This window comes from Halomonas sp. ATBC28 (assembly GCF_005937175.1).
GTDB lineage: Bacteria > Pseudomonadota > Gammaproteobacteria > Pseudomonadales > Halomonadaceae > Vreelandella > Vreelandella titanicae.
Map to the genome: position 1 here is coordinate 24,213 of NZ_VCQL01000030.1, position 20,806 is coordinate 45,018.

A 20,806-nucleotide genomic window follows, 5' to 3' on the forward strand; every position below is an offset into this window, starting at 1 on the left:
CTGTGGAGGGAAGCGCTGTTCATGTCAAATTCGACGATGGCCACGACACTGGCTAAGCGCTTACAAAGTAGCCAGCCTTATTGGCAAACAGAGGCGGGGCGTTCGCTGTGGGAAACACAGCGTGCCTGCTTAGGGCCCGTTGTGGAATCGCGTGTGGGCGGCCACAGCTTGGAAATGAGCATGGGGCCGGCACTGATGACCATGTCGGCCATTGCGCACCCCATACGCTGGTTGCCTACGCGTCAGTTAGCCGAAAACGATAGCACCTTGGTATGCCCACCGGATCAGCTTGCGCTGCCGGATCGCTGTTTAGATGTGATGGTCATCCACCACTGGCTTGAGCACTTAACCGATGCCCACTTTACGCTTCAGGAGGCTGCGCGTGTCACTGCTGACAACGGCATTATGGTGCTGTTTGGTTTTAACCCTGTCGGTGTGAGTGGTCTTACCCGGCAGTTGCGAAAGCGCCAACAGACGTTTCCCTTGAGCGGTACCTGGCGCTCGGCTAGCCGCCTGCGGGACTGGTTGGCGTTTGTCGACTTTGAGGTGGAGCGGGTAGACTATTGCTGTTTCAGGGGGCGGATGAACGCCAAGTGCGGTGAGTATTGGGAGTCGTTAGGGCGGCGGCATAACCTGCCGCTGGGCGAAAGTTATATGATTCAAGCACGCCGACAGCAGCGCCAAGCGCCAGTGCAGCGTTTGAAATTTGGTTTGAAGGCGCCAGTGTCCCCGGCGTCGTTGGGAGTTACCCGCTCAGGCTCATCCACCCACTACCAAGCTTATCAAACGCCTCCCGCTAGAACATCGCAAGCCAAAACACGGCAAACGGATAGGCACACAGCTGATTCAAATAAAGCTGATCCACAGAAGCCTGTTTTACATAAATCTGTTTTACATAGACCGGGGGATCAGGAGATTGACTAAAGAGGCGGCGGGAGATCTACCTCGGGTAACGGTGTATACCGATGGGGCTTGTAGGGGCAACCCAGGGCCCGGCGGATGGGGCGTCGTGCTGGCGAGTGGCGAGCATGAGAAAACCTTGAAAGGCTATGAAGCAGATACCACTAATAATCGCATGGAGTTAATGGCTGCGATTATGGCGCTACGCACCCTCAATACCCCTTGTGAAGTGGCGCTTTGGACTGACTCCCAATATGTACGCCAGGGGATTACCCAGTGGATTCATAACTGGATCAAGCGCGGCTGGAAAACCGCTGCCAAGCAGCCGGTCAAAAATGCCGAACTGTGGAAGACCCTGCACGAAGAGACCCAGCGCCACCAAGTCGAGTGGCACTGGGTAAAAGGGCATAGCGGCCACCCTGGCAACGAGCGCGCCGATGCGCTGGCCAATGAAGCGATTGATGAGCACCAAAAGAGGAGAGCATGATGCGTCAGGTGATCTTGGATACTGAAACCACGGGTATTGACCCCAAAGATGGCCATCGCCTAGTCGAAATTGGTGCTATTGAGATGGTCAATCGACGCTTCACTGGTCGCACTTATCACCAATACATCAATCCTGAGCGGCATATCGATGCTGAAGTAGTCGCCGTTCACGGGATTGATGACGCCAAAGTCGCTGACGAGCCGGTCTTCGCGGCAATTGCCGATGAGTTTTGGGCATTTATTGAAGGCGCAGAGCTGGTGATTCATAACGCCCCCTTCGATGTGGGCTTTATTGACCACGAGCTGGGCATGTTGAATCGGCAGCGTAAATCCCCTGTGTTGGGGCCGGTAAGCGATCATTGTGGCGTATTAGATACGCTGACCATGGCGCGGAAGATGCACCCCGGTCAGCGCAACAGTCTTGATGCATTGTGCAAACGCTACGATATCGACAATGGCCACCGGGTACTGCACGGCGCACTGTTAGATTCTGAAATCCTCGCCGAAGTCTACCTGGCGATGACCGGTGGACAGACCGCGCTGACCTTGGACGCGGCCTCCGCAGCGGAACAGGAGCAGGCGGATACCTCCAATGAGGGAATGTCGATTCAGCGGCTTTCTTTAACGCCGGGCCAGTTGCGCGTGGTGCGGCCAACAGACGAAGAGCGAGCGGCCCATCAGGCCAAGTGCGAGGCGCATCAATTGAACTGGTTTGAGGAGGGTGCGGCCAGCGATGCTTAGGCGAGAAATCCCCCATCACGAACAAGCTGGTCGGGTTATTCGGCTGTCGCGTAGCCTATTGGCGCCCGCACCGTTAAACGGTAGTGAAGAGTTGACCCCGCTGCAGCCCTATCAACCCTGGACAGAGCAGATGCAGCCGCTGTGTTACTGGGATGATGAACCGGTGGCGCTGCTTGTGGAATCCCAAGCTGGAAACGATTGGATTGATGGTCGTCAATGGATGAGCGAGCTTTCAACCGTTTGGTTTAGCCTGCTTTCCACGGCGCTGCAGGTAGGTGCTTGGTTAGAGAATCACCGTTTCTGCGGCCGCTGTGGTGCACCGGCCACCAAGCTAACTGCGGAATTTGCTATGCACTGCCACGCCTGTGGGCACCGCAACTATCCGCGTATCTCACCGTGTATTATCACGCTGGTGACCAGCGGGGAGGCGATGCTGCTTGCCCGCAGTCCGCGCTTTCCACCCGGGCGCTACTCCACCTTGGCGGGTTTTATCGAGCCTGGGGAGTCAGCGGAAGAGGCGGTGCATCGTGAAGTGTTTGAGGAAGTGGGCGTGCATATCGATCAACTGCGTTATCACCAAAGTCAGGCGTGGCCATTCCCGCACTCGTTGATGTTTGGTTACTTCGCCGAAGCCACCACCCGGCGCATTCGCATCGATGGGGTGGAAATTAGCGATGCGGCGTGGTTTTCACCTCGTCAGTTGCCCTCTCTGCCGCCGCCTTACTCGATATCCCGCGAACTAATCGAAACCCATTTGGCACGCTGGCGCGAAGAGTAAGCGGCGCCGCGTGCCGATATGACGATTACTCGCTAGGGAATAAGCTAGTCAGCTTAGTGGCCAGCATGACATTACCAGTCGCTTTTAGCTTACCGGTCATAAAGGCCGTCATACCATTGATCTCACCGCTCATAATGCCTTTTAGCGTGTCAGTGGTTAGGCTTAAGCTGACAGAAGGATCGTCGTGCTCACCCTCTTGTACGTCCAGCGTGCCATCTTGGATATTTAAGTAGTAGCTGCCCGCATCGGTAAAGTGAAACTGGAAAACTTCATCCATGCCCTTTGCCGCTTCCGGATTAAAACGCGCTTTTAACTTCTCAAGGGTGTTGTTTGACATAACATATCTCTCGGTTAAGTAGATCAGGCTAAGGCTAGCGACCAGAGCCAAAAGAAACAATCGTAAAGGCAAGCGAGGTTATTTCATACGGGCGTTCCAATCAAGCGCGCTAGTCACTATCAGCATACGCATATACAACGTACGAGCTATAAAGGAATTAATCCTCTAATGGAGAACGTCAATGAGTGAATGGGTAGCAGAGATAGGCACCTTTGTTGTGCAAACCACCATCGTGATGGCGCTGATAGGCTTTGGCCTGCTGCTGATTGCACGAACCAAGCAGGACAAAGAGAGCGAGCTGAAACTCACGATCGAGCCACTTAACGATCAACGACGCCGCCGTGTCCGGCGTTTGCGGCTGGCTGCCACGCTCCCTGGTGCGCGCAAAAAACTGCTGAAACTATTTCGCAGTGAAGATAAAAAGCGTCACAAGGAGCACAAAACGGAGCAAGACGGCGCCTCAGCGCCAAGGGTTTGGGTGCTCGACTTCCATGGCGATCTGAAAGCCTCGCAAACCGAGCATTTTGCTCAAGAGGTATCGGCCATCATCGGTGTCGCCGCTAAGGAAGACGAGGTAGTGGTGCGTCTTGAGTCCGCGGGTGGCCTGGTGCATGCCTATGGGTTGGCAGCGGCGCAGTTAGACCGGCTGCGTACGGCGGGGTTAAACACAACCGTCTGTATCGACAAGGTGGCGGCAAGCGGTGGTTACCTGATGGCCTGTACTGCACAGCACATCAAGGCCGCGCCTTTCGCAGTGATTGGTTCCATCGGCGTGGTGGCACAAGTTCCCAATATTCATCGCCTGCTTAAGCGCCATGATGTTGACGTCGAACTGCTTACCGCCGGTAAATACAAACGTACCTTAACCGTGCTGGGTGAAAATACCGAAGAGGGTAAAGCGAAGTTCTTGGAGGATTTAGAGAATACGCACCGCTTGTTTAAAGGCTATGTGGCAGAACGGCGTCCCAGCATGGATATTGACACCCTCGCCACAGGCGAGATTTGGTACGGTAGCGAGGCGCTATCTTTACAGCTTGTCGACAGCGTAGGGACTAGCGAAGCCTATCTGGTAGAACGTATGACCGAGGCGCAAGTATTCACAGTGAAGCTAGAAGCCCCTAAAACCGTCAGTCGTAAACTGGGGTTGGCCATTTCAGAAGGTGTTGAAAAAGCAGCGCTGAAAGCGCTTGGTCTAATCGACGCCGCTGGGTGGCAGCGGCGCTGAGATTAAACCCTGAAGCGTTATGCAGCGTAATGGTGTGCCAAGGTGTCAATCACGGCCTTGGCGCTTTCGCTGCTTAACGAATAATAGATGGTTTGTGACTCCCGTCGGGTATCGACGAGCTCATCACGCCGCAAAATAGCCAGATGTTGCGAAAGTGCCGACTGACTTAACGCAAGCTGTTGATTAATTTGCGTCACTGACAGCTCTTTCTCGGCAAGAAGGCAGAGGATTTGCAGCCGTTTTTCATTGGCCAACGCTTTTAGCAGGTTGGTTCCCGCCTCAATAGCGCGACAGTTATGTTCAAGCAGGCGTGTAGCGGCGCTTGTAGAAGCAGACATAATGATCTCCTTGCCTACACTGTTACATCAGCGTTTTATAAGCATTATTTTAAAGGCGTCGTTTTAAAGGCATTGCTGTACGTTGTCGAGGCATCGTCGCGTCGCGAGGATCATGTTGTTTAATGATCAGTAATTTAGCGAGTTTTGTCCAAACTTCTGTTTAACGGTTAATCAATGGTAGTCATTCGACATCTTGTCGACAATGTTGGTACCTGTCTACCGCTTTGGTCGCTATTTAGCCCATAGTATGAGGGCGAAATATCGGTTTCCTTTATAAAGTGTCAACAATTCTCCTTGATCGTTACTACAAAAAAGATAGGGATACCATGAACCGCTACCAACACACCTTCCAACGCTCCATCGAACACCCTGAATCGTTCTGGGCCGAGCAGGCCAAACGTATTCCCTGGTATACGCCGCCCAAAACCATTCTCAGCTACGATGAGCAGAGCCCTGGGAAAGAGCATGCTCGTTGGTTCAGCGACGGTGAAATGAATCTTAGCTACGCTGCACTGGATTATCATGTCGAAAATGGGCGCGGTGATCAGGCGGCGATTTTCTGGGATTCGCCTGCCGCACAAGCCAAGCTCACCCTTAGCTACCGCGAAATGCGCGATAAAGTGGCGTATTTCGCGGGGGCGCTAACGCAACTAGGCATCACTAAGGGGGATCGCGTGGTGATTTATATGCCGATGATCCCCGAAGCGCTGGTGGCCATGTACGCCTGCGCGCGGCTTGGCGCTATTCACTCGGTGGTATTTGGTGGTTTCGCCCCCCATGAGCTGGCGGCGCGGATTGAAGACGCCGAGCCTAAAGTGGTGGTTGCCGCTTCCTGCGGTATCGAGCTGGGCAAGGTGTTGCCCTATAAGCCAATGGTAGACCAAGCCGTTGAATTAAGCGCCCATAAGCCGGATGCCTGCGTCGTTTATCAGCGTGAAGCGCACCGGGCTGAACTGGAGGAGGGCGATTACGACTGGGAAGAGTTGGTTGCGAAGGCGCCGTTTGCTGAATGCGTGCCGGTGAAGGGAACCGACCCGCTGTATATCCTCTATACCTCAGGCACCACCGGAAAACCCAAAGGTGTTATGCGCGATACGGGTGGCTACGCGGTAGCGCTGGCCTATTCGATGCAGGCGATCTACGCCATGGAGCCCGGTGAAGTGTTCTTTACCGCCTCGGATGTGGGCTGGGTCGTTGGGCATTCCTACATTGTTTACGCCCCCTTGCTACTTGGTTGCACCACGGTGGTATACGAAGGGAAGCCGGTAAAAACCCCCGATGCGGGCAGCTTCTGGCGCTTGATCGAGGAGTACCGGGTGAAGAGTTTCTTCACTGCGCCCACGGCCTTCCGTGCGATTAAGAAAGAGGATCCTGATGCTAAACTGTTACTGAACTACGATATCAGCAGCCTAAAGCACCTCTATGTGGCCGGAGAACGCCTCGATCCACCCACGTTTCACTGGCTGGATGACCTTTTGGACGTACCGGTGATTGATCACTGGTGGCAAACTGAAACCGGCTGGCCCATCGCCGCCAACTTGCCCGGCATAGAGGCCGTGCCCACCAAAGCGGGATCCGCAACGTTCCCCGTTCCTGGCTTCAATGTGCAGGTGCTCAACCGTGATGGTGAACAGGCCAAACCCATGGAGCAGGGCAGTGTAGTGATCAAACAGCCCATGCCGCCAGGTTGTTTGACCGGCGTTTGGCGCGACGAGAAGCGTTTTCATAGCGCTTATATGGCGGCGTTCCCCGGTTATTATTTGACCGGCGATGGCGGTTATTTTGATGAGCAGGGTTATCTGTTCATTATGGGCCGTACCGATGACGTCATTAACGTGGCAGGGCACAGACTCTCGACCGGTGAAATGGAAGAGGTGGTTGGCGCCCATCCCGCGGTGGCCGAGTGCGCGGTGATTGGGATTCATGACGATCTTAAAGGGCAATTGCCGATTGGCCTGGTGATTCCTAAAGATGGTTTTAATGGCGATGAAGCGACACTGGAGGCCGAGCTCATTGCGCGGGTTCGCGAGCATATTGGCCCAATTGCCTGCTTCAAGCAGGTGTTAGTGGTCGACCGCTTACCCAAAACCCGTTCGGGTAAAATTCTGCGCAAGCTACTGCGCACGATTGCCGATGGCAAAGAGTTTGGTATTCCCTCCACCATTGATGACCCCACCAGCCTGACCGATGTTCACGCCGTCATGCGTGAACGCTCGGTAGGTGCCGCTGATAGAGCCACACCGCTGGATTGATGCGGCTACTTTTTATTAGCCAAGTGCGAGGGCATGCAGATTGCCAAGGGGTGGCGGCTTCCATCCCTTGGCTTTTAATATCATGTATAAGCCGTATAATGCGCTCCCCAGAACAGCGCCAGTTTTATCAACGTTGATTTGGCGATGCGCTTACTACCCCGAGGGTTCCCTAACCCCTCTTATCTATTAAAAAAAGGTCTACCCGCATGTTTGCATTGAGTGAGACTCAACACCGCCGTTGCCTAATGGTGATGGTGGCTTTCCATATCGGCATTATTGCCGCCAGTAACTATCTCGTTCAGCTGCCGTTTACGCTGTTTGGCTTTCATACCACCTGGGGCGCGTTTAGCTTCCCGTTTATTTTTCTAGCCACCGACCTAACGGTACGTCTGTTTGGCAAAGGGCCGGCGCGATCGATTATTCTGCGCGTTATGCTTCCCGCACTGCTGGTCTCCTATGTGGTATCCGTGGTATTTCCCCGCGGCAGCTTTGCCGGGATTGAGGCACTTTCGGAGTGGAACCTGTTTGTCGCCCGTATCGCCCTCGCCAGCTTCCTGGCCTATGTGATTGGCCAGTTGCTGGATGTACAAGTGTTTGACCGCTTGCGCCAGTGGGCATGGTGGGTGGCACCCGTTTGCTCAACGGTGTTGGGTAACCTGGCCGACACCTTTGCATTCTTCTCGGCGGCGTTCTATAACAGCCCAGACCCGTTTATGGCCGCCAATTGGATAGAAATTGCCGCCGTCGACTATGCCATTAAGCTCGCTATCAGCCTGCTGTTTTTCCTTCCGCTGTATGGCTTGCTGCTTGCCTGGCTAACGCGCCGCTTGGTGGTTTGGACAGGCCAGGTGGATGCCGAGCCCCGTACGGCGTAATCGCGTAAACACACAGAGTCCGCAAGGCTGAGGAGCTAGCATGACTGACGTTGCCACCGTTGATCTCCACTTTATCGATATGCCCGCCGACGAAGCCGCCGCGGATACACCTCCGCTGGTGGTGATTCATGGTTTGCTGGGGAGTGCCGATAATTGGCGTTCGCACTTAAAAGTGTGGCAGGGCAGCCGCCGGGTGATTGCGCTGGATCTGCGTAACCATGGCCGCTCACCCCATGCAGAGGGAATGCGTTACGCCACCATGGCGGATGACGTGATAGCGCTATTGGACAAGCTCTCGATCGAGCGCGCTCATGTGCTGGGCCACTCCATGGGTGGCAAAGTGGCGATCAGTTTGGCGCGCTTGGCGCCTGAGCGGGTGGCGTCGTTGATTGTGGCGGATATTGCCCCGGTGGCTTATGAGCACGGCCACGATGATGTGTTTGCCGCGCTCGATAATGTGCGGGAAGGCCAGCCCAAAAATCGTCGTGAAGCCGATGATCTGCTGGGCGAGCATGTTGAGTCGCGACCCACACGGTTGTTCTTGGCCACTAATCTGGTGCGCAATGACGATAACGTGATGGCGCTTCGGGTAGGCTTAGATCAGATCAAGCGTGGTTATAGCGACATTATCGGCGTGCCCGATGGCGAGCAGCCTTTTGAAGGCCCGGCGCTGGTGCTACGCGGCGGCGATTCCCACTATGTGGCTGACGATATGATCCCCGCGCTGCGTGAAGTGTTACCCCGCGCTCGTGTGGTAACGCTCAAAAATGCCGGTCACTGGCTACACGCCGACCAGCCGGAAGCCTTCCAGCAGGCAGTGACGGCGTTTCTAGACGCGCAGTAGATGCGTGTTCAAATACTTAAGAAGCGCTGTTTTATCACAGTGGCGTGACCGTTAAGCCGTGCTGCTCTGGGTAACGCAAGAAACGGTTCAAAATTCGGTAGCTATCCACATCAAAGCGTGCGGGCGCTGCTGTAGCGCCCGCTGACTGCCCCTCAATAGCAATGCTGCCCGGCCACGGCCAAACATTGACCTGAAGCTGGGTGAGCGCTTCCTGCGCCCCCTGGGTATGCGCTGCTATCGACTCCTGACCATTGCACGCGCCACACGGCACTTGCCCACCTGATTGGCAAAACAACGCCCCTTACCTTTTGCAAAAATTAAAGCTGTTTCGCTCATGGGCCGCCATGGTAGTGGATGGAGAGCTATTAATACTTGGCTATAAAGTGTGTGGATCTACTGCTAAACGCGATACGGGCAGCGTCTCGTCAGTAAGGCCCATTTTGTGTAGAAAGGTTTCAAAGTCAGCGTAACGGCGGCTATCTAACGCCGCGGGGCTCAGCGCCATGCGGCGCAGGATGTCCTCCCAGGCGTTGGCGTTAATGTCATTATCGAGCACAGGGTGCGCGCTAATCAGCAGCTCCCATGCGGCGTCAGGGTTGTCGATAATCCAGTGGCTGGCTTGCTCAACGGCAAGCACGAAGCGAGACCAGGTATCAGCGCGGCGCGCAAGCGTATCGCTATTGGCCAATACCACCAGGCCGTCATTACGGGGGATATCTAACTCATCGAAGCGAATGACGTGGGTGTTAATGCCTTCAGTCGCCAACTGCTGAGGAAGGTAGTGGTAAAAGCCATCGGCGACCGCGTCAATCTGACCCTCCCGCATTGCTCGAATGGGGTCGAAGTGCAGGTTGATGGGCGGGGTGAAATCATCGGTTTGCTGTACCGAGCGGGGGAGTAAACGCGGGATGCTCAGGTCGCGACCTTCTCCGGTGGTATAACCATAGTGTAACCCTGCCAAGGTATTTTCGGTTTCCGCCTGCTCCTCGCCCGCCACAATGACTGCCGTCAGCGAGGTTTCGATCAGTGTCGCGATGCGGACGATTGGCGCGCCGTTATGAGCCTGCATATGAAGCAGCGGCTGGCGGGTCAGCGCCAAATCGACTTCACCTGCGGTTAGCAGCTTGATAGCGATGGAGGGGTCGGCCGGTGACTGAATCTCCACTTCAAGTCCTTGGGCAGCGTACAGCCCTCGCTCTTTAGCAATCACCAAGGCTGCGTGCTGCGGGCTCAAGTACCAATCCAGCATTAGCGTGATGTGTTTAACCGGCGGTGGTTCGAGCGGCGGTGCCGGGGTTTGCGCCGTGGTGGGCACTTCCTCGACGCTTTCGCTGTCAATGTTTCGCCAAAATGCTTCCGGCACCTCAACATCTGTATCTAGCGTCAGCGGGGCCGTTTCTGAAGGGCTTTCTTCGCGCTCTTCATTTGCGTAAATAACTGAATTAGAAAACAATAAGGTGACGATAAGACTCAACAGGATAGGGTGCCAACAGCGTAAGAGGCAACGCAACATAGTCAGTAACTCCAGGGGTTGTAACGGCGAAGTGTAGCCGCCTGGGAAAGCTTCTGACCAGCCCCTTGAGCATAAGGGGGCGCTGAGAAGAGACAGTAAATTCAACGGTTACATGCAATAATAGCGCTGTATTGATGTAGAGACGGAGAGTCATGGACACAATTTATACGTTCTTTTTGGTAGGCGGTTCTCTTATGGCCCTCAGCATTTTGGCCAGCCGCTTATCGTCGATGATGGGTGTGCCGCTGCTGCTGATCTTCCTTGGGCTAGGCATGCTAGCAGGTGAAGAGGGCGTACTGGGCGTAGTGTTTGACGATTACTCCATGGCCTTTGCCATCGGCCACCTCGCGCTGGCCATGATTTTGTTAGACGGTGGCTTACGTACTCGCCTCAAAACCTTCCGAGTGGGTTTTAAACCCGCGCTTTCCCTCGCGACCTTCGGCGTCTTTATCACCAGCGCCATTGTTGGCGTTATCGCGATGTGGATTTTTGACCTAACGATAGTACAGGGCCTGCTGGTTGGCGCCATCGTAGGTTCAACCGATGCCGCTGCGGTTTTCTCCATGCTCAGCGGTCGCGGCGTTAATCTCAACGAACGGGTAGGGGCGACGCTGGAGATCGAGTCGGGTACCAACGACCCGATGGCAATTTTCCTGACCCTGATGCTGGTTGAGCTGCTTGTTGGTGATATTGGCGGCCCCGTTGAAACCCTGCTGTTTTTCCTTTCTCAGTTTGGTATTGGTTTGATTGTCGGCCTAGGGGGCGGTTGGCTGAGTGCCAAGCTGCTTCGCTGGCTCGATTTAGCCCCAGGCCTTTATGCCATGCTGGCGCTGGCTCTGGGGTTCAGCGTATTCGGTTTAACCAGTGTGCTGGGCGGTAGCGGATTTTTGGCCATCTACCTTGCTGGTTTGATGATTGGTAACCAGCCTGGGCGCCACCTTAACTTTATTCTGCCGGTGCACGACGGCTTGGCGTGGCTAAGCCAAATCGGCCTGTTCCTGGTGCTTGGCCTGCTGGTTACACCCAGTGAGTTATGGGACGTGGCACTGCCCGCGGGCTTGGTGGCACTGGCGCTCATATTTATTGCCCGCCCGTTGGCGGTGCTGATCACCATCAAACCGTTCTTCAAATTCCGTTGGCGGGAAACCTTCTTCATTGCCTGGGTGGGCTTGAGAGGGGCGGTGCCTATCGTGCTGGCTATTTTCCCGGTCATTGGCGGGGTAGAAAACGCCTCGCTCTACTTTAATGTGGCCTTCGCCGTGGTATTGATGTCGCTGCTGATTCAGGGTGGCTCACTGACGCTGATGGCCAAGTGGTTGAAGGTGGAAGTGCCGGTAGGCACCGTGCCTAACCGGCGCGGCCCGCTGGGCATCCTGCCGGAAAACGACTTTGAGCTGTTTGTGTACGGGGTCGAAAACCAGGATTTAGAGGACGTGCCCATTCGGCTGCTGCGTTTTCCTTCAGGTGCTTTGATTTCCGCGCTGTTCCGCGACCACGCCATGCTGCACCCCAAGGGCAGCACGCGCTTGAAGCTGGGCGATGTGATTTGTGTGATCGGCCGCTCAGAGGACTTGTACGCGCTTAACCGACTATTCAATGGCGATGCCAAGCTCAAGCAGGAGCGCGCCTTCTTCGGTACCTTTACCCTGGATGGCAGCGCGCAAATGCAGGATATCGCCCAAGCCTATGGCCTAACGCTCAGCCCCGGTGAGCAGGACATGACACTGGCGGAATTTATCGCCCTGCGCGTGGGCGGCCACCCGGTTATCGGGGACGACGTCGATTGGCATGGTATTCATTGGGTGGTCAGCGATATGGAAGGCGGAAAGATTACCCGCGTCGGGTTACGTTTGTACTAAAAGGCGTTGACTTCCAAGGAAAAGCTGTTAGTATACGCACCCATAAGCCGGAGGGATGGCAGAGCGGTTGAATGCACCGGTCTTGAAAACCGGCATAGGTTAATAGCCTATCCAGGGTTCGAATCCCTGTCCCTCCGCCAACTATTACGAATAAGCCGCTGATTTCAGCGGCTTTTTTGTACCTGTAATTTAGCTAGCCCATACCCCAGCCCATACTTTGGTTTTGGCTCTCATTGAGCAGAACTGAACTATTTTGGACACTCCTCTTTTCCTAGTCATTTTTTGTTACTTGCTTTCAGATCACATTCCAATTGAACCTTCCTGTGCACACGCTCTGGAGAGATGACAGCCACTTTTCATTAAGATACTGTTATCTAAGAATTATGAGTGCTGGCGATTTGTTGGCACCGTCACATTAGGGACATGCTGGGCCGAGTAGTAGGAATATTCATCGTCCTTAAACTGCTTAATTGACGCCTCCGCCTTGATTGACCAGAGGAAACACACGGAATGCAATTCATAACCAACGGCCCCGATATCCCAGATGAGCTCTTGCAGGCGCACGAGGAAGGCCGTGTGGTTTTTTTCTGTGGTGCGGGAATTTCCTATCCCGCTGGCCTGCCAGGTTTTAAGGGGCTAGTGGAAGAAATCTATCGGCTAAACGGGACAATATTTTCAGACATTGAGAAAGATGCCTTCGAGCGAGGACAGTTTGACGCCACACTTGATTTGCTTGAGAGGCGCCTTCCCGGGCAACGGCTGGCTGTCAGAAGAAAGCTGGTGCAGGCACTCAAAGCAAAAACTCGCCGCAAGGGTGCCACCGATACGCAGGCAGCGCTTTTGCGTTTGGCACGAGGTCGCGAAGGTGCGTTACGTTTGGTCACCACCAACTTTGACCGCATCTTTCATCTGGCGGCCAAACGCACTAACCAAACGTTCGATACATACGGAGCCCCGATGTTGCCGATCCCTAAGAACAGCCGATGGAACGGTCTGGTGTATCTGCATGGCCTACTACCCCAAAAGGTGGATGACAATGCCCTGAATCGTTTGGTGGTCACCAGTGGTGATTTTGGATTGGCATACCTCATAGAGCGCTGGGCAGCACGCTTTGTGAGCGAGCTATTCCGCAATTACGTGGTCTGCTTCGTGGGTTACAGCATCAACGACCCAGTGCTGCGCTACATGATGGATGCGCTGGCGGCCGATAGGATGTTGGGCGAAGTCACACCGCATGCCTGGGCACTAGGTGATTGCGAACCAGGGCAAGAGCTCCGGAAGACCGTCGAATGGGAAGCCAAGGGCGTCACGCCTATCCTCTATAGCGTACTTGCTGGTAGCCACGATCATTCCGCGTTGCACCAGACTCTGGTCGCCTGGGCCGATACATATCGTGACGGTGTGCAGGGCAAAGAAGCCATCGTCGTCAAACACGCCCTGGCACGGCCACAAGGCAGCACACGGCAGGACGATTTCGTCGGGCGAATGCTTTGGGCTTTGTCGGATAAATCAGGTTTGCCAGCGAAGCGTTTCGCCGACTTTAATCCCGCCCCTTCATTGGAATGGTTGCTGGAGTCATTCGGGCAAGAGCGTTTTGGGCACGAGGATCTGGCCCGCTTTGGTGTTCCACCACGTGAGGAAGTGGACACCAAGCTTCGCTTTAGCTTGATACGGCGACTTGCACCCTATGGCCGTGCATCGCCGATGCTGCTGGCTTCCGAAGGTATTACCGGCTGCCAGTGGGATGATGTTATGTTCCATCTGGCCCGCTGGCTGGTACGGCACTTGGGTGACCCTAGACTTGTTATCTGGAATGCGGAACGCGGTGGGCATTTGCACGATCGTTGGGCGTGGCTGATAGAAAACGAACTTGAACGCTTTGCTTCGCTGGAGCGTGATGGCAAGACCTCCGAGTTGGATGAGATCCGATTACATGCCCCCAAGGCCATTCCCGATTCCCTGATGCGTATTTTGTGGCGCCTGCTCCTCAGTGGCCGCGTGAAGTCCCCATGGGCCGATTCCGATTTGTATCGCTGGAAGAGCCGTCTTCAGCGAGAAGGTCTGACCACTACGCTGCGTTTGGAGTTGCGCGACTTGCTCGCACCTAAGGTTGTTTTGAAGAAGCCGTTTCACTGGAATGACGACGACTCAAATAACGCTGACGAACCCACGCATATCAAGCAGCTAGTGGACTGGGAGCTCGTGCTAGCCGCTGATAATGTGAATTCAACTCTACGCGATTTGGCCGACAAACACTGGATATTGGCCCTGCCGCTCCTGCAGGAGGATTTCCAGCAACTATTGCGTGATGCGTTGGATCTACTAAACGAGTTGGGCGAGGCTGATGGCAGTAATGACCGATCACATTGGGATCTTCCTTCCATTACGCCACATTGGCAGAACCGGGGCTTCCGTGATTGGGTGAGCTTGATCGAATTGTTGCGAGATGCGTGGTTGGAGGTTCGTGTCAACGACAGTTTGCGCGCGACACGAATCGCAGAGACTTGGTTCGAATTGCCTTATCCTACCTTTAAACGCCTGGCCCTATTTGCCGCCAGTCAGGATGGTTGCATCCCGCCCGAGCAGTGGGTGGATTGGTTGGTGACCGAAGGAGCATGGTGGCTTTGGTCTAGAGATACGGGGCGGGAAGTATTCAGGCTGCTGGTTCTGCAGGGTTGTCATTTGGCAGGAGCCACACAAGAACGTTTGGAGGTTGCAATCTTGGCTGGCCCTCCGCGAGATATGTATCGGGACGACCTGGAAGTAGATCGTTGGCAGGACTTGGTGGCTCGTTCCGTTTGGTTGCATCTGGCCAAGCTGAACATATCGGTCAGCTCGTTGGGGGCGCCCGCAGCAGCACGCTTAGCAGAAATATCCAAAACCTACCCCGAATGGCAGTTGGCGACCAACGAGCGTGACGAATTTTCGCACTGGATGAGTGGCACTGGAGATCCGGATTTTGAGGGTAGCCTTGAAGTTGCCATTGCTCCCCGCAAGCGGGGAGAGCTTGTCAAATGGCTAACTAAGCCTGTACCCGAACCACGATTTTTCTATGAGGATACGTGGCGAGATGTTTGCCGTAAGCACTTGTTGAACAGCCTCTGTGCGCTGAGTGATTTGGCTGTAAGAGGAGAGTGGCCAATTGAGAGATGGCGCGTAGCTCTTCAGGCTTGGAGTGACAAAGGTATTGTAAAGCACTCATGGCGTTACGCGGCACCGGTGGTGAAAACAATGCCTGATGCCGTACTTCAGGATATTGACCACGCAGTTACTTGGTGGATAGAAGCCGCATCCAAGTCCATCAACCGTCATGAGGGCATCCTAATGGAGTTGTGCAGTCGGGTACTGGCACTATCGCTTGAATCTGGCCCAGGTTCCCGCATCACCAATAAAGATGTCGAAACCTATGACCCCGTCGGATCTGCGATTAACCACCCAGTCGGGCACATCACGCAGGCTCTGATAAACCTGTGGTTCAAACAGAATCCTAACGACAACGATCTGCTTCCAGTTGATCTTAAACCTATGTTCACCAGACTGTGCGATCTTCAGGTGATCAGTTTCCGCCATGGCCGGGTACTTCTCGGTTCGCGGCTAATCGCTTTTTTCCGTGTCGATCGCCCTTGGACCGAAAAGTACCTTTTGCCTTTGTTCGACTGGAGCAATCTTGTCGAAGCTAAAGCCGTGTGGGAAGGCTTTCTCTGGTCGCCTCGCCTATACCAGCCGTTGTTAATGGCCTTTAAGACCCACTTCCTAGAAAGTGCAAACCACTATGCCGACCTTGGCGAGCACCGCCAACAGTATGCGGCGTTTTTGATTTATGTAGCGCTGGGCCCGACTGAGGGATACACCGTAGATGAACTCCGGTCTGCTATTGGTGTGCTCCCACAGGACGGTCTCGAGGAATCCGCGCAAGCGCTCTATCAGGCACTTGAAGGCGCAGCCGATCAGCGAGAAGACTATTGGAAAAATCGTGCGCAGCCGTTTTGGCAACAGATCTGGCCTAAGTCACGTGGCTTGGCTACTCCGCGAATCGCGGAATCCTTGACGAGGTTGGCCATTGCAGCACGAGGCGAATTTCCCGCGGCATTGGCTGCGGTGCAAGACTGGCTGCAACCCATTGAACACCCTCATTATGTTATACACCTACTACATGAATCGGGTTTGTGCAGGCGATTCGCTGCTGAGGTATTAATGCTGCTGAATGCTGTAATTTCCGACCAGCAGTGGGCGCCCAAAGAGTTAGGCCATTGCTTGGACGAGATTGAGGAAGGGCGTCCACACCTTGCGCAAGATATCCAGTATCTTCGGCTGCAAGAATACTTCCAGAGGCGCCGGATGTAGTGGTGAAATGTGAAGCGTGTCCCTCTCGATAAGGTGCTAGCAATTGCATGTTATTAGGCTGGTTTTTACTGCGCTCCAAGCCAGCCTTAGATGAGGAGCGTAGACTAGCTTTATCAGAACCTCAGCTCTTGCCCGAAATTGGAGTGTTCGTATCGTTTATAGATGCTAACGACCCGAAGTGGATGCATAGGAAAATGCAGTAGATGCGAATATTTTGCAGGCTGTATTTTATAGATAAGCATGGTGGCACGTTCATCCAATAATAGAGCGGCCATCTAATATCTGGTATATTTTCATCAGTGTTATCCATGTAGTGCGACTTATAAAGAATACTAAAAAGACGAATAGGACGGTTTTAATGAGCGGATTAAGGAGTGTTAAGAATTTCGGAAAAGTTGAGGCTGAAGATGATGCAGTCTTAGATTACTTCGTCGAAATGAATATTACAGAAAATGTGGATAGTCAAGATACGTTTCTTGTGCTAGGCAGGAAGGGGTCAGGTAAAACTGCACTCTATCGATATTTTACAGAAGATAAGCACAAAGATTTTTCATCAGGATTGAACCTGAACGGCTATCCATGGAAAGTACATGAAAAAATCAAGGATGATGGTGTAGAATATGTTGAGTCATATGTTGCTTCTTGGAAATATCTTATTGCTGTTGAGTTTGCCAAAATCGTAATAAAGCTTTCAGACAGATATCAAATGACTGAGGTTATAGAGCTTAAAAAATTCCTTGATGAAAACTATGGTACCTCTAACCCGGCAATAAAAAATATATTCTCTCCATCTGGTTTAAAAATCAGCGGCGATTTGGAACCGCAAGTACTGGGCTGTAAGATAGGGAAGATTTCACTAACTGGTCGGCAAGATAACATGCAGTTAGGGTCTGAATTAAATGCATTGACAGAGAAAATACTGTCCTATGTTAAACGGATTTCTGAGGTGTCAGAATTAGAAAGAGTATTTTTACACTTCGATGAGTTGGATAGAGGAATAACAGTATTAGAGACCTCAAGGAAAAATTTGATAATTGGATTGGTTTTAGCTTCCAAAGAAATTAAAAAATATTTATCAAGTAGCAGTACTTATTTTAAATCAGTCGTATATCTTAGACGCGACATATGGGATGAGTTAGTATTTTCTGATAAAAATAAAATATCAGAGTCAAATTCAGATTTTATTGAATGGAACCATGAGCAGTTGTTTGGGATGATTCAAAAACGAATTGGTGTTTTGTTGGGGGCGGAATACTCTTGGGATGATATCGATGATGGAAGACGAATAAATAAACAACCAAAATGGAAGCACATCATTGATCGTACCCTTATGAGGCCGAGAGATGTCATTTCTTTTATGAATACGTTGTTAGATGTGACAAAAAAGAAAGATGATGATGAATTAGTATTTGAAAATAAAGATGTAGTGGAGTCTCGACCAAAGTATTCAAACTATTTAAAGCTTGAGCTTGATGACGAAATATTACCTCATTGGAAAGACTGGGAGGTGTGTCTTCAGGCTTTGTCTAGGATTGGTAAGATTTATTTCAAAATAGAAGATTATTCAGCTGCATATGCTGTTACTAGTTCAAAAAATCAAAAAACTTATTCAGATGCGCAGTCACTTGAAGAGTTGTACAATTTTAGCATTATTGAGTATGAAGCAAGGTCAGGGTATGGCGGTTCTGGCTGGAAATCAAAGTTTGCGAACCCTGAATTAGGCTGGGACTCTAACGCAACTAGATTTAAGGTGCATCTTGGCCTGAAAGAATATATGAAGCTTAAGGAAGAACGCACATAGTAAGCCATACGTAACATAGCAAGCACCTGCAATCTGACCTTTTGCCACTTTCGCCTTTTGTACAAAAGGCATAGAAGTTGCTAGTGACCTACTGCAGTTAAGGCGGGCGTTATATCAGTAACATATTGACGTCCGCTCTTGGTTGAAATTGGAATGATCAAGCATAGGTGCTATCGACCTTTAGCGGAATTGCTGAGAAATGCAGCGGGTGTGCTGAATGTGGATATACACCGTAATGAAAAATAGCAATTATGCCTATCAATAACTTAGAGTGAGTTTTGTAGACTGCATTTGTCGGAAGAACTTGTCGTCTCGTCATCTAATATTAGGATGGTCTGTTTTATACCTGTTGTGTTGTTTTCAGCATTATAAGGCCTCACTTCTAGATTTGTACTGGAAGTTTTCAATTGACTTAGTTATTGGGGTGTTTTTATGGTGCGTTTTTTTAGCTTAATATTAATAATGCCGTCTTTTTTATTTTTAGCTTCTTGCTCTTCAATTTTTTCTGGCGCTGAACCTCAGCCTTTAAGCTTCTCTGATAGAGAAATTGCAAAAAATGCAACTCTTAAGTTAGGTCATGTTCCTAGTTTTTTTGATCTTTCTAAGACAGATGAAACGAAGATATATGTGTTCGCGTTCGATGGCACTGAAAATGACCGAAATAATATAAACGATGCGAAAGAGAGGCAAACCACTGTTGGTTATTTAACTAATAAATTAGAGGAGTATGGGTATGATGTAGAGTATTTAGAGGGTCCTGGAATTAACAGCAAATTAGATTCTGCATTTTGTTATTCATGTTCCATTAAAGCAGATGAAGCACTTAGCAGTTTAAATAATAAGATTGAAAATGAAATTTCTACCAGTTCAGGCGTAGACGTTAAGGTAGTTGTTCTAGGCTTTAGCAGAGGAGCAGCAATTGGCCGTCATTTTATGAATCTTGTAAGTCAGAACTGGCCTATAGGAAGTGTTTATAATGTTAGAAGCTATGGTTTGCTTTTCGATACGGTAGCAACCTCTGTCGTAGATAACTTATTATTAGGTATCGCACCCACTACAGATTATCTCATACATATTGTTGCCAGAGATGAACGGCGAAAGCTTTTCCCAGTTATAATAGATAAAGATTTGGCATATGAAAGTGAAGTTCGCGAAAATATGGTGACTACTCCTAGATTAACACAGCTAGAACTGCCCGGTGTTCATTCTGATATTGGTGCATCATATATATCCGGAATAGGTACATTTTATAGATTTATTGGCGGTCTTTTATTATCAAATTATGGCCTAATTTCACAAAACGAAATGGAGTTTTCTGAAGATTTTTTTAATCAAGGTTCTCATGATTCAAGGGGCTGGTTGTCTAAAGCAGCTGGAATTGAGTCTTATTTAGTAAACCCCAGTGATGTGAGACAAAAAGAGATTGTAAACAGCGTACCAATATCAAAAGGTCGCGCGGAAGATCTTGCAGCGAGAAATGTAGAAAGTATCCAGAATTCATCTAGTTCGTATTACTCATACAATGAGTTGTCACCAATATTCTTTGACGTTCTTAAGAGCGATGATACTTTGAGAGTTATATCAGGATATGCCTCCAATCTTGTCGAGGTTGTGAATTTGTCATTTGAAGATTCTGATGGAATTAAGCGAATTAATTTTAGATATAAAAGATTTCCTGATAAAAAACAGTTTTTAAATATAGAAGAAAGTTTATGGAAAGCCATTCCAGAAAATAAAGTTTCAAGAATTGAGCTTGTTTCATTAGAGCGTGGCGATGAGTCAAATTCATGTATTCTAGTCAATGGTCAACTTATAACAAAATGCTTTTAGTCAACTGATTGCAACATAACAAATGGCTGTTGCCGGACAGACTCTGGTGCTCTTTTGCGCCGCAAAGCTACAGTGTCATATCAGAATCATCTGAACGTCTGTTCCTGGCCGTTTACCGTCTTGACCAAAAATAAAGCTTACCTGATTAAGAGAGCTGCCTCGCGGGGCAGCTCCATTTTATCCCAACATCCACCTACAAATACCCTATTTCCGCAAACGACTTACATCCATCACTCCCCACGACCACGTGATCAATCACCCGGATATCCATCAACCCCAGTGCTTCCTTCAGTCGCTCGGTAATATGCCGATCCGCATCGCTAGGTTCAGGATCACCACTAGGATGGTTATGAACGAGGATGACTGCGGCAGCGTTGTAGGTCAGTGCCGCCTTTAGCACTTCCCTTGGATAAACGCTTGCCGCATCTATGGTGCCTCGAAACAATTCTTCAAAGCGGATAACCCTGTGCTGACTATCCAGGAACAGCACGCTAAACACCTCATACTCGTAGTCTTGAAGCAGCAGCTGTAAATGTTCAAATGCCTGCGAGGGCTGGTAAGCGAGCCACCAAACCCATCTACTCAAGCTAATTACGCCTCTTCACACTAATGATCTCTTGTTGGTTTTGGAGATCACCATGACCTGTGAACTCAACCCTACCCGCGCCTTTTGGCTGGGTCAT

The 20,806-nt window shown here is 51.3% G+C and carries 16 protein-coding genes, 1 tRNA gene and 1 pseudogene; 13 read left to right on the forward strand and 5 right to left on the reverse strand.

Annotated elements, in window-relative coordinates; translation table 11 throughout:
* Positions 1–21 precede the first annotated feature (21 nt).
* From E0L35_RS23210 to nudC, 4 genes are read left to right on the forward strand one after another with little or no spacing between them, the layout of a single operon-like run.
* Positions 22–924 (forward strand): methyltransferase domain-containing protein, encoded by a 903-nt coding sequence (locus E0L35_RS23210; RefSeq protein WP_138801556.1) that lies wholly within the window; start codon positions 22–24, stop codon positions 922–924.
* A complete protein-coding gene (rnhA, locus tag E0L35_RS23215) occupies positions 917–1,387 on the forward strand; it encodes a ribonuclease HI (RefSeq protein ID WP_022523349.1) in 471 nt (156 codons plus the stop codon). The genes E0L35_RS23210 and rnhA overlap by 8 nt, the downstream gene beginning before the upstream one ends.
* Positions 1,387–2,127, forward strand: coding sequence for a DNA polymerase III subunit epsilon (dnaQ, locus tag E0L35_RS23220; protein ID WP_138801557.1), 741 nt, complete (start codon positions 1,387–1,389; stop codon positions 2,125–2,127). The genes rnhA and dnaQ overlap by 1 nt, the downstream gene beginning before the upstream one ends.
* Positions 2,120–2,905: an NAD(+) diphosphatase gene (gene nudC / locus E0L35_RS23225; protein ID WP_022523351.1), complete on the forward strand. Its 786-nt coding sequence runs from the start codon at positions 2,120–2,122 to the stop codon at positions 2,903–2,905. The genes dnaQ and nudC overlap by 8 nt, the downstream gene beginning before the upstream one ends.
* Before the next feature lie 25 nt (positions 2,906–2,930).
* On the opposite strand, the gene E0L35_RS23230 is transcribed toward nudC, so the two are convergent.
* On the reverse strand, positions 2,931–3,242 hold the full coding sequence (locus tag E0L35_RS23230) for an SCP2 sterol-binding domain-containing protein (RefSeq protein WP_022523352.1): 312 nt from the start codon (positions 3,240–3,242) through the stop codon (positions 2,931–2,933).
* Between the two features lie 181 nt (positions 3,243–3,423).
* Between E0L35_RS23230 and sohB the strand changes: the two genes are divergently transcribed.
* A complete protein-coding gene (gene sohB / locus E0L35_RS23235) occupies positions 3,424–4,467 on the forward strand; it encodes a protease SohB (protein WP_022523353.1) in 1,044 nt (347 codons plus the stop codon).
* 17 nt (positions 4,468–4,484) lie between these two features.
* Here sohB and E0L35_RS23240 read toward each other — a convergent pair whose 3' ends face one another.
* Positions 4,485–4,805, reverse strand: a complete 321-nt coding sequence (locus E0L35_RS23240; protein ID WP_022523354.1) for a metalloregulator ArsR/SmtB family transcription factor — start codon at positions 4,803–4,805, stop codon at positions 4,485–4,487.
* A gap of 278 nt (positions 4,806–5,083) precedes the next feature.
* Here E0L35_RS23240 and E0L35_RS23245 point away from each other — a divergent pair, with 278 nt between their 5' ends.
* From E0L35_RS23245 to E0L35_RS23255, 3 genes are all read left to right on the forward strand, one after another.
* The gene (locus tag E0L35_RS23245; protein WP_263364928.1) at positions 5,084–7,057 is read left to right on the forward strand and encodes a propionyl-CoA synthetase; all 1,974 of its coding nucleotides are present in this window, start codon (positions 5,084–5,086) and stop codon (positions 7,055–7,057) included.
* 206 nt (positions 7,058–7,263) lie between these two features.
* Positions 7,264–7,932: a 7-cyano-7-deazaguanine/7-aminomethyl-7-deazaguanine transporter gene (locus E0L35_RS23250; protein ID WP_009287831.1), complete on the forward strand. Its 669-nt coding sequence runs from the start codon at positions 7,264–7,266 to the stop codon at positions 7,930–7,932.
* A gap of 40 nt (positions 7,933–7,972) precedes the next feature.
* On the forward strand, positions 7,973–8,776 hold the full coding sequence (locus E0L35_RS23255; RefSeq protein WP_138801559.1) for an alpha/beta fold hydrolase: 804 nt from the start codon (positions 7,973–7,975) through the stop codon (positions 8,774–8,776).
* 34 nt (positions 8,777–8,810) lie between these two features.
* Here E0L35_RS23255 and E0L35_RS23260 read toward each other — a convergent pair whose 3' ends face one another.
* Positions 8,811–9,047, reverse strand: a complete 237-nt coding sequence (locus E0L35_RS23260; protein ID WP_321169480.1) for a hypothetical protein — start codon at positions 9,045–9,047, stop codon at positions 8,811–8,813.
* A 105-nt stretch (positions 9,048–9,152) separates the two neighbouring features.
* Complete coding sequence (locus E0L35_RS23265) at positions 9,153–10,289, reverse strand: ABC transporter substrate-binding protein (protein ID WP_027959544.1); 1,137 nt, start codon at positions 10,287–10,289, stop codon at positions 9,153–9,155.
* Positions 10,290–10,441: 152 nt separating this feature from the next.
* Here E0L35_RS23265 and E0L35_RS23270 point away from each other — a divergent pair, with 152 nt between their 5' ends.
* The 5 genes from E0L35_RS23270 (at position 10,442) to E0L35_RS23290 (ending at position 20,123) form a co-directional block, all read left to right on the forward strand.
* Positions 10,442–12,148 carry a potassium/proton antiporter gene (locus tag E0L35_RS23270; RefSeq protein ID WP_009287833.1) on the forward strand — a complete coding sequence of 569 codons (1,707 nt, stop codon included), beginning with the start codon at positions 10,442–10,444 and terminating at the stop codon, positions 12,146–12,148.
* A 49-nt stretch (positions 12,149–12,197) separates the two neighbouring features.
* Positions 12,198–12,288: transfer RNA gene (locus E0L35_RS23275), tRNA-Ser, on the forward strand.
* A gap of 370 nt (positions 12,289–12,658) precedes the next feature.
* Entirely contained in the window at positions 12,659–16,492 is a 3,834-nt protein-coding gene (gene dsr1, locus E0L35_RS23280; protein ID WP_138801560.1) for an anti-phage defense-associated sirtuin Dsr1, read from the forward strand.
* A gap of 358 nt (positions 16,493–16,850) precedes the next feature.
* Positions 16,851–18,293 (forward strand): hypothetical protein, encoded by a 1,443-nt coding sequence (locus tag E0L35_RS23285; RefSeq protein ID WP_138801561.1) that lies wholly within the window; start codon positions 16,851–16,853, stop codon positions 18,291–18,293.
* 432 nt (positions 18,294–18,725) lie between these two features.
* Positions 18,726–20,123 carry a DUF2235 domain-containing protein gene (locus E0L35_RS23290; RefSeq protein WP_138801562.1) on the forward strand — a complete coding sequence of 466 codons (1,398 nt, stop codon included), beginning with the start codon at positions 18,726–18,728 and terminating at the stop codon, positions 20,121–20,123.
* Between the two features lie 193 nt (positions 20,124–20,316).
* Here the strand turns inward: E0L35_RS23290 and radC are convergent.
* A pseudogene (radC, locus tag E0L35_RS23295) lies at positions 20,317–20,679 on the reverse strand (DNA repair protein RadC); the annotation flags it as partial.
* Positions 20,680–20,806: the final 127 nt, after the last annotated feature.

Coding starts and splice junctions, on each gene's coding strand:
- E0L35_RS23210 (WP_138801556.1), top strand. CDS start 22: ATGTCAAATTCGACGATGGCCACGACACTGGCTAAGCGCTTACAAAGT.
- dnaQ (WP_138801557.1), top strand. CDS start 1,387: ATGCGTCAGGTGATCTTGGATACTGAAACCACGGGTATTGACCCCAAA.
- nudC (WP_022523351.1), top strand. CDS start 2,120: ATGCTTAGGCGAGAAATCCCCCATCACGAACAAGCTGGTCGGGTTATT.
- E0L35_RS23230 (WP_022523352.1), bottom strand. CDS start 3,242: ATGTCAAACAACACCCTTGAGAAGTTAAAAGCGCGTTTTAATCCGGAA.
- sohB (WP_022523353.1), top strand. CDS start 3,424: ATGAGTGAATGGGTAGCAGAGATAGGCACCTTTGTTGTGCAAACCACC.
- E0L35_RS23240 (WP_022523354.1), bottom strand. CDS start 4,805: ATGTCTGCTTCTACAAGCGCCGCTACACGCCTGCTTGAACATAACTGT.
- E0L35_RS23250 (WP_009287831.1), top strand. CDS start 7,264: ATGTTTGCATTGAGTGAGACTCAACACCGCCGTTGCCTAATGGTGATG.
- E0L35_RS23255 (WP_138801559.1), top strand. CDS start 7,973: ATGACTGACGTTGCCACCGTTGATCTCCACTTTATCGATATGCCCGCC.
- E0L35_RS23265 (WP_027959544.1), bottom strand. CDS start 10,289: ATGTTGCGTTGCCTCTTACGCTGTTGGCACCCTATCCTGTTGAGTCTT.
- E0L35_RS23270 (WP_009287833.1), top strand. CDS start 10,442: ATGGACACAATTTATACGTTCTTTTTGGTAGGCGGTTCTCTTATGGCC.
- dsr1 (WP_138801560.1), top strand. CDS start 12,659: ATGCAATTCATAACCAACGGCCCCGATATCCCAGATGAGCTCTTGCAG.
- E0L35_RS23285 (WP_138801561.1), top strand. CDS start 16,851: ATGAGCGGATTAAGGAGTGTTAAGAATTTCGGAAAAGTTGAGGCTGAA.
- E0L35_RS23290 (WP_138801562.1), top strand. CDS start 18,726: ATGGTGCGTTTTTTTAGCTTAATATTAATAATGCCGTCTTTTTTATTT.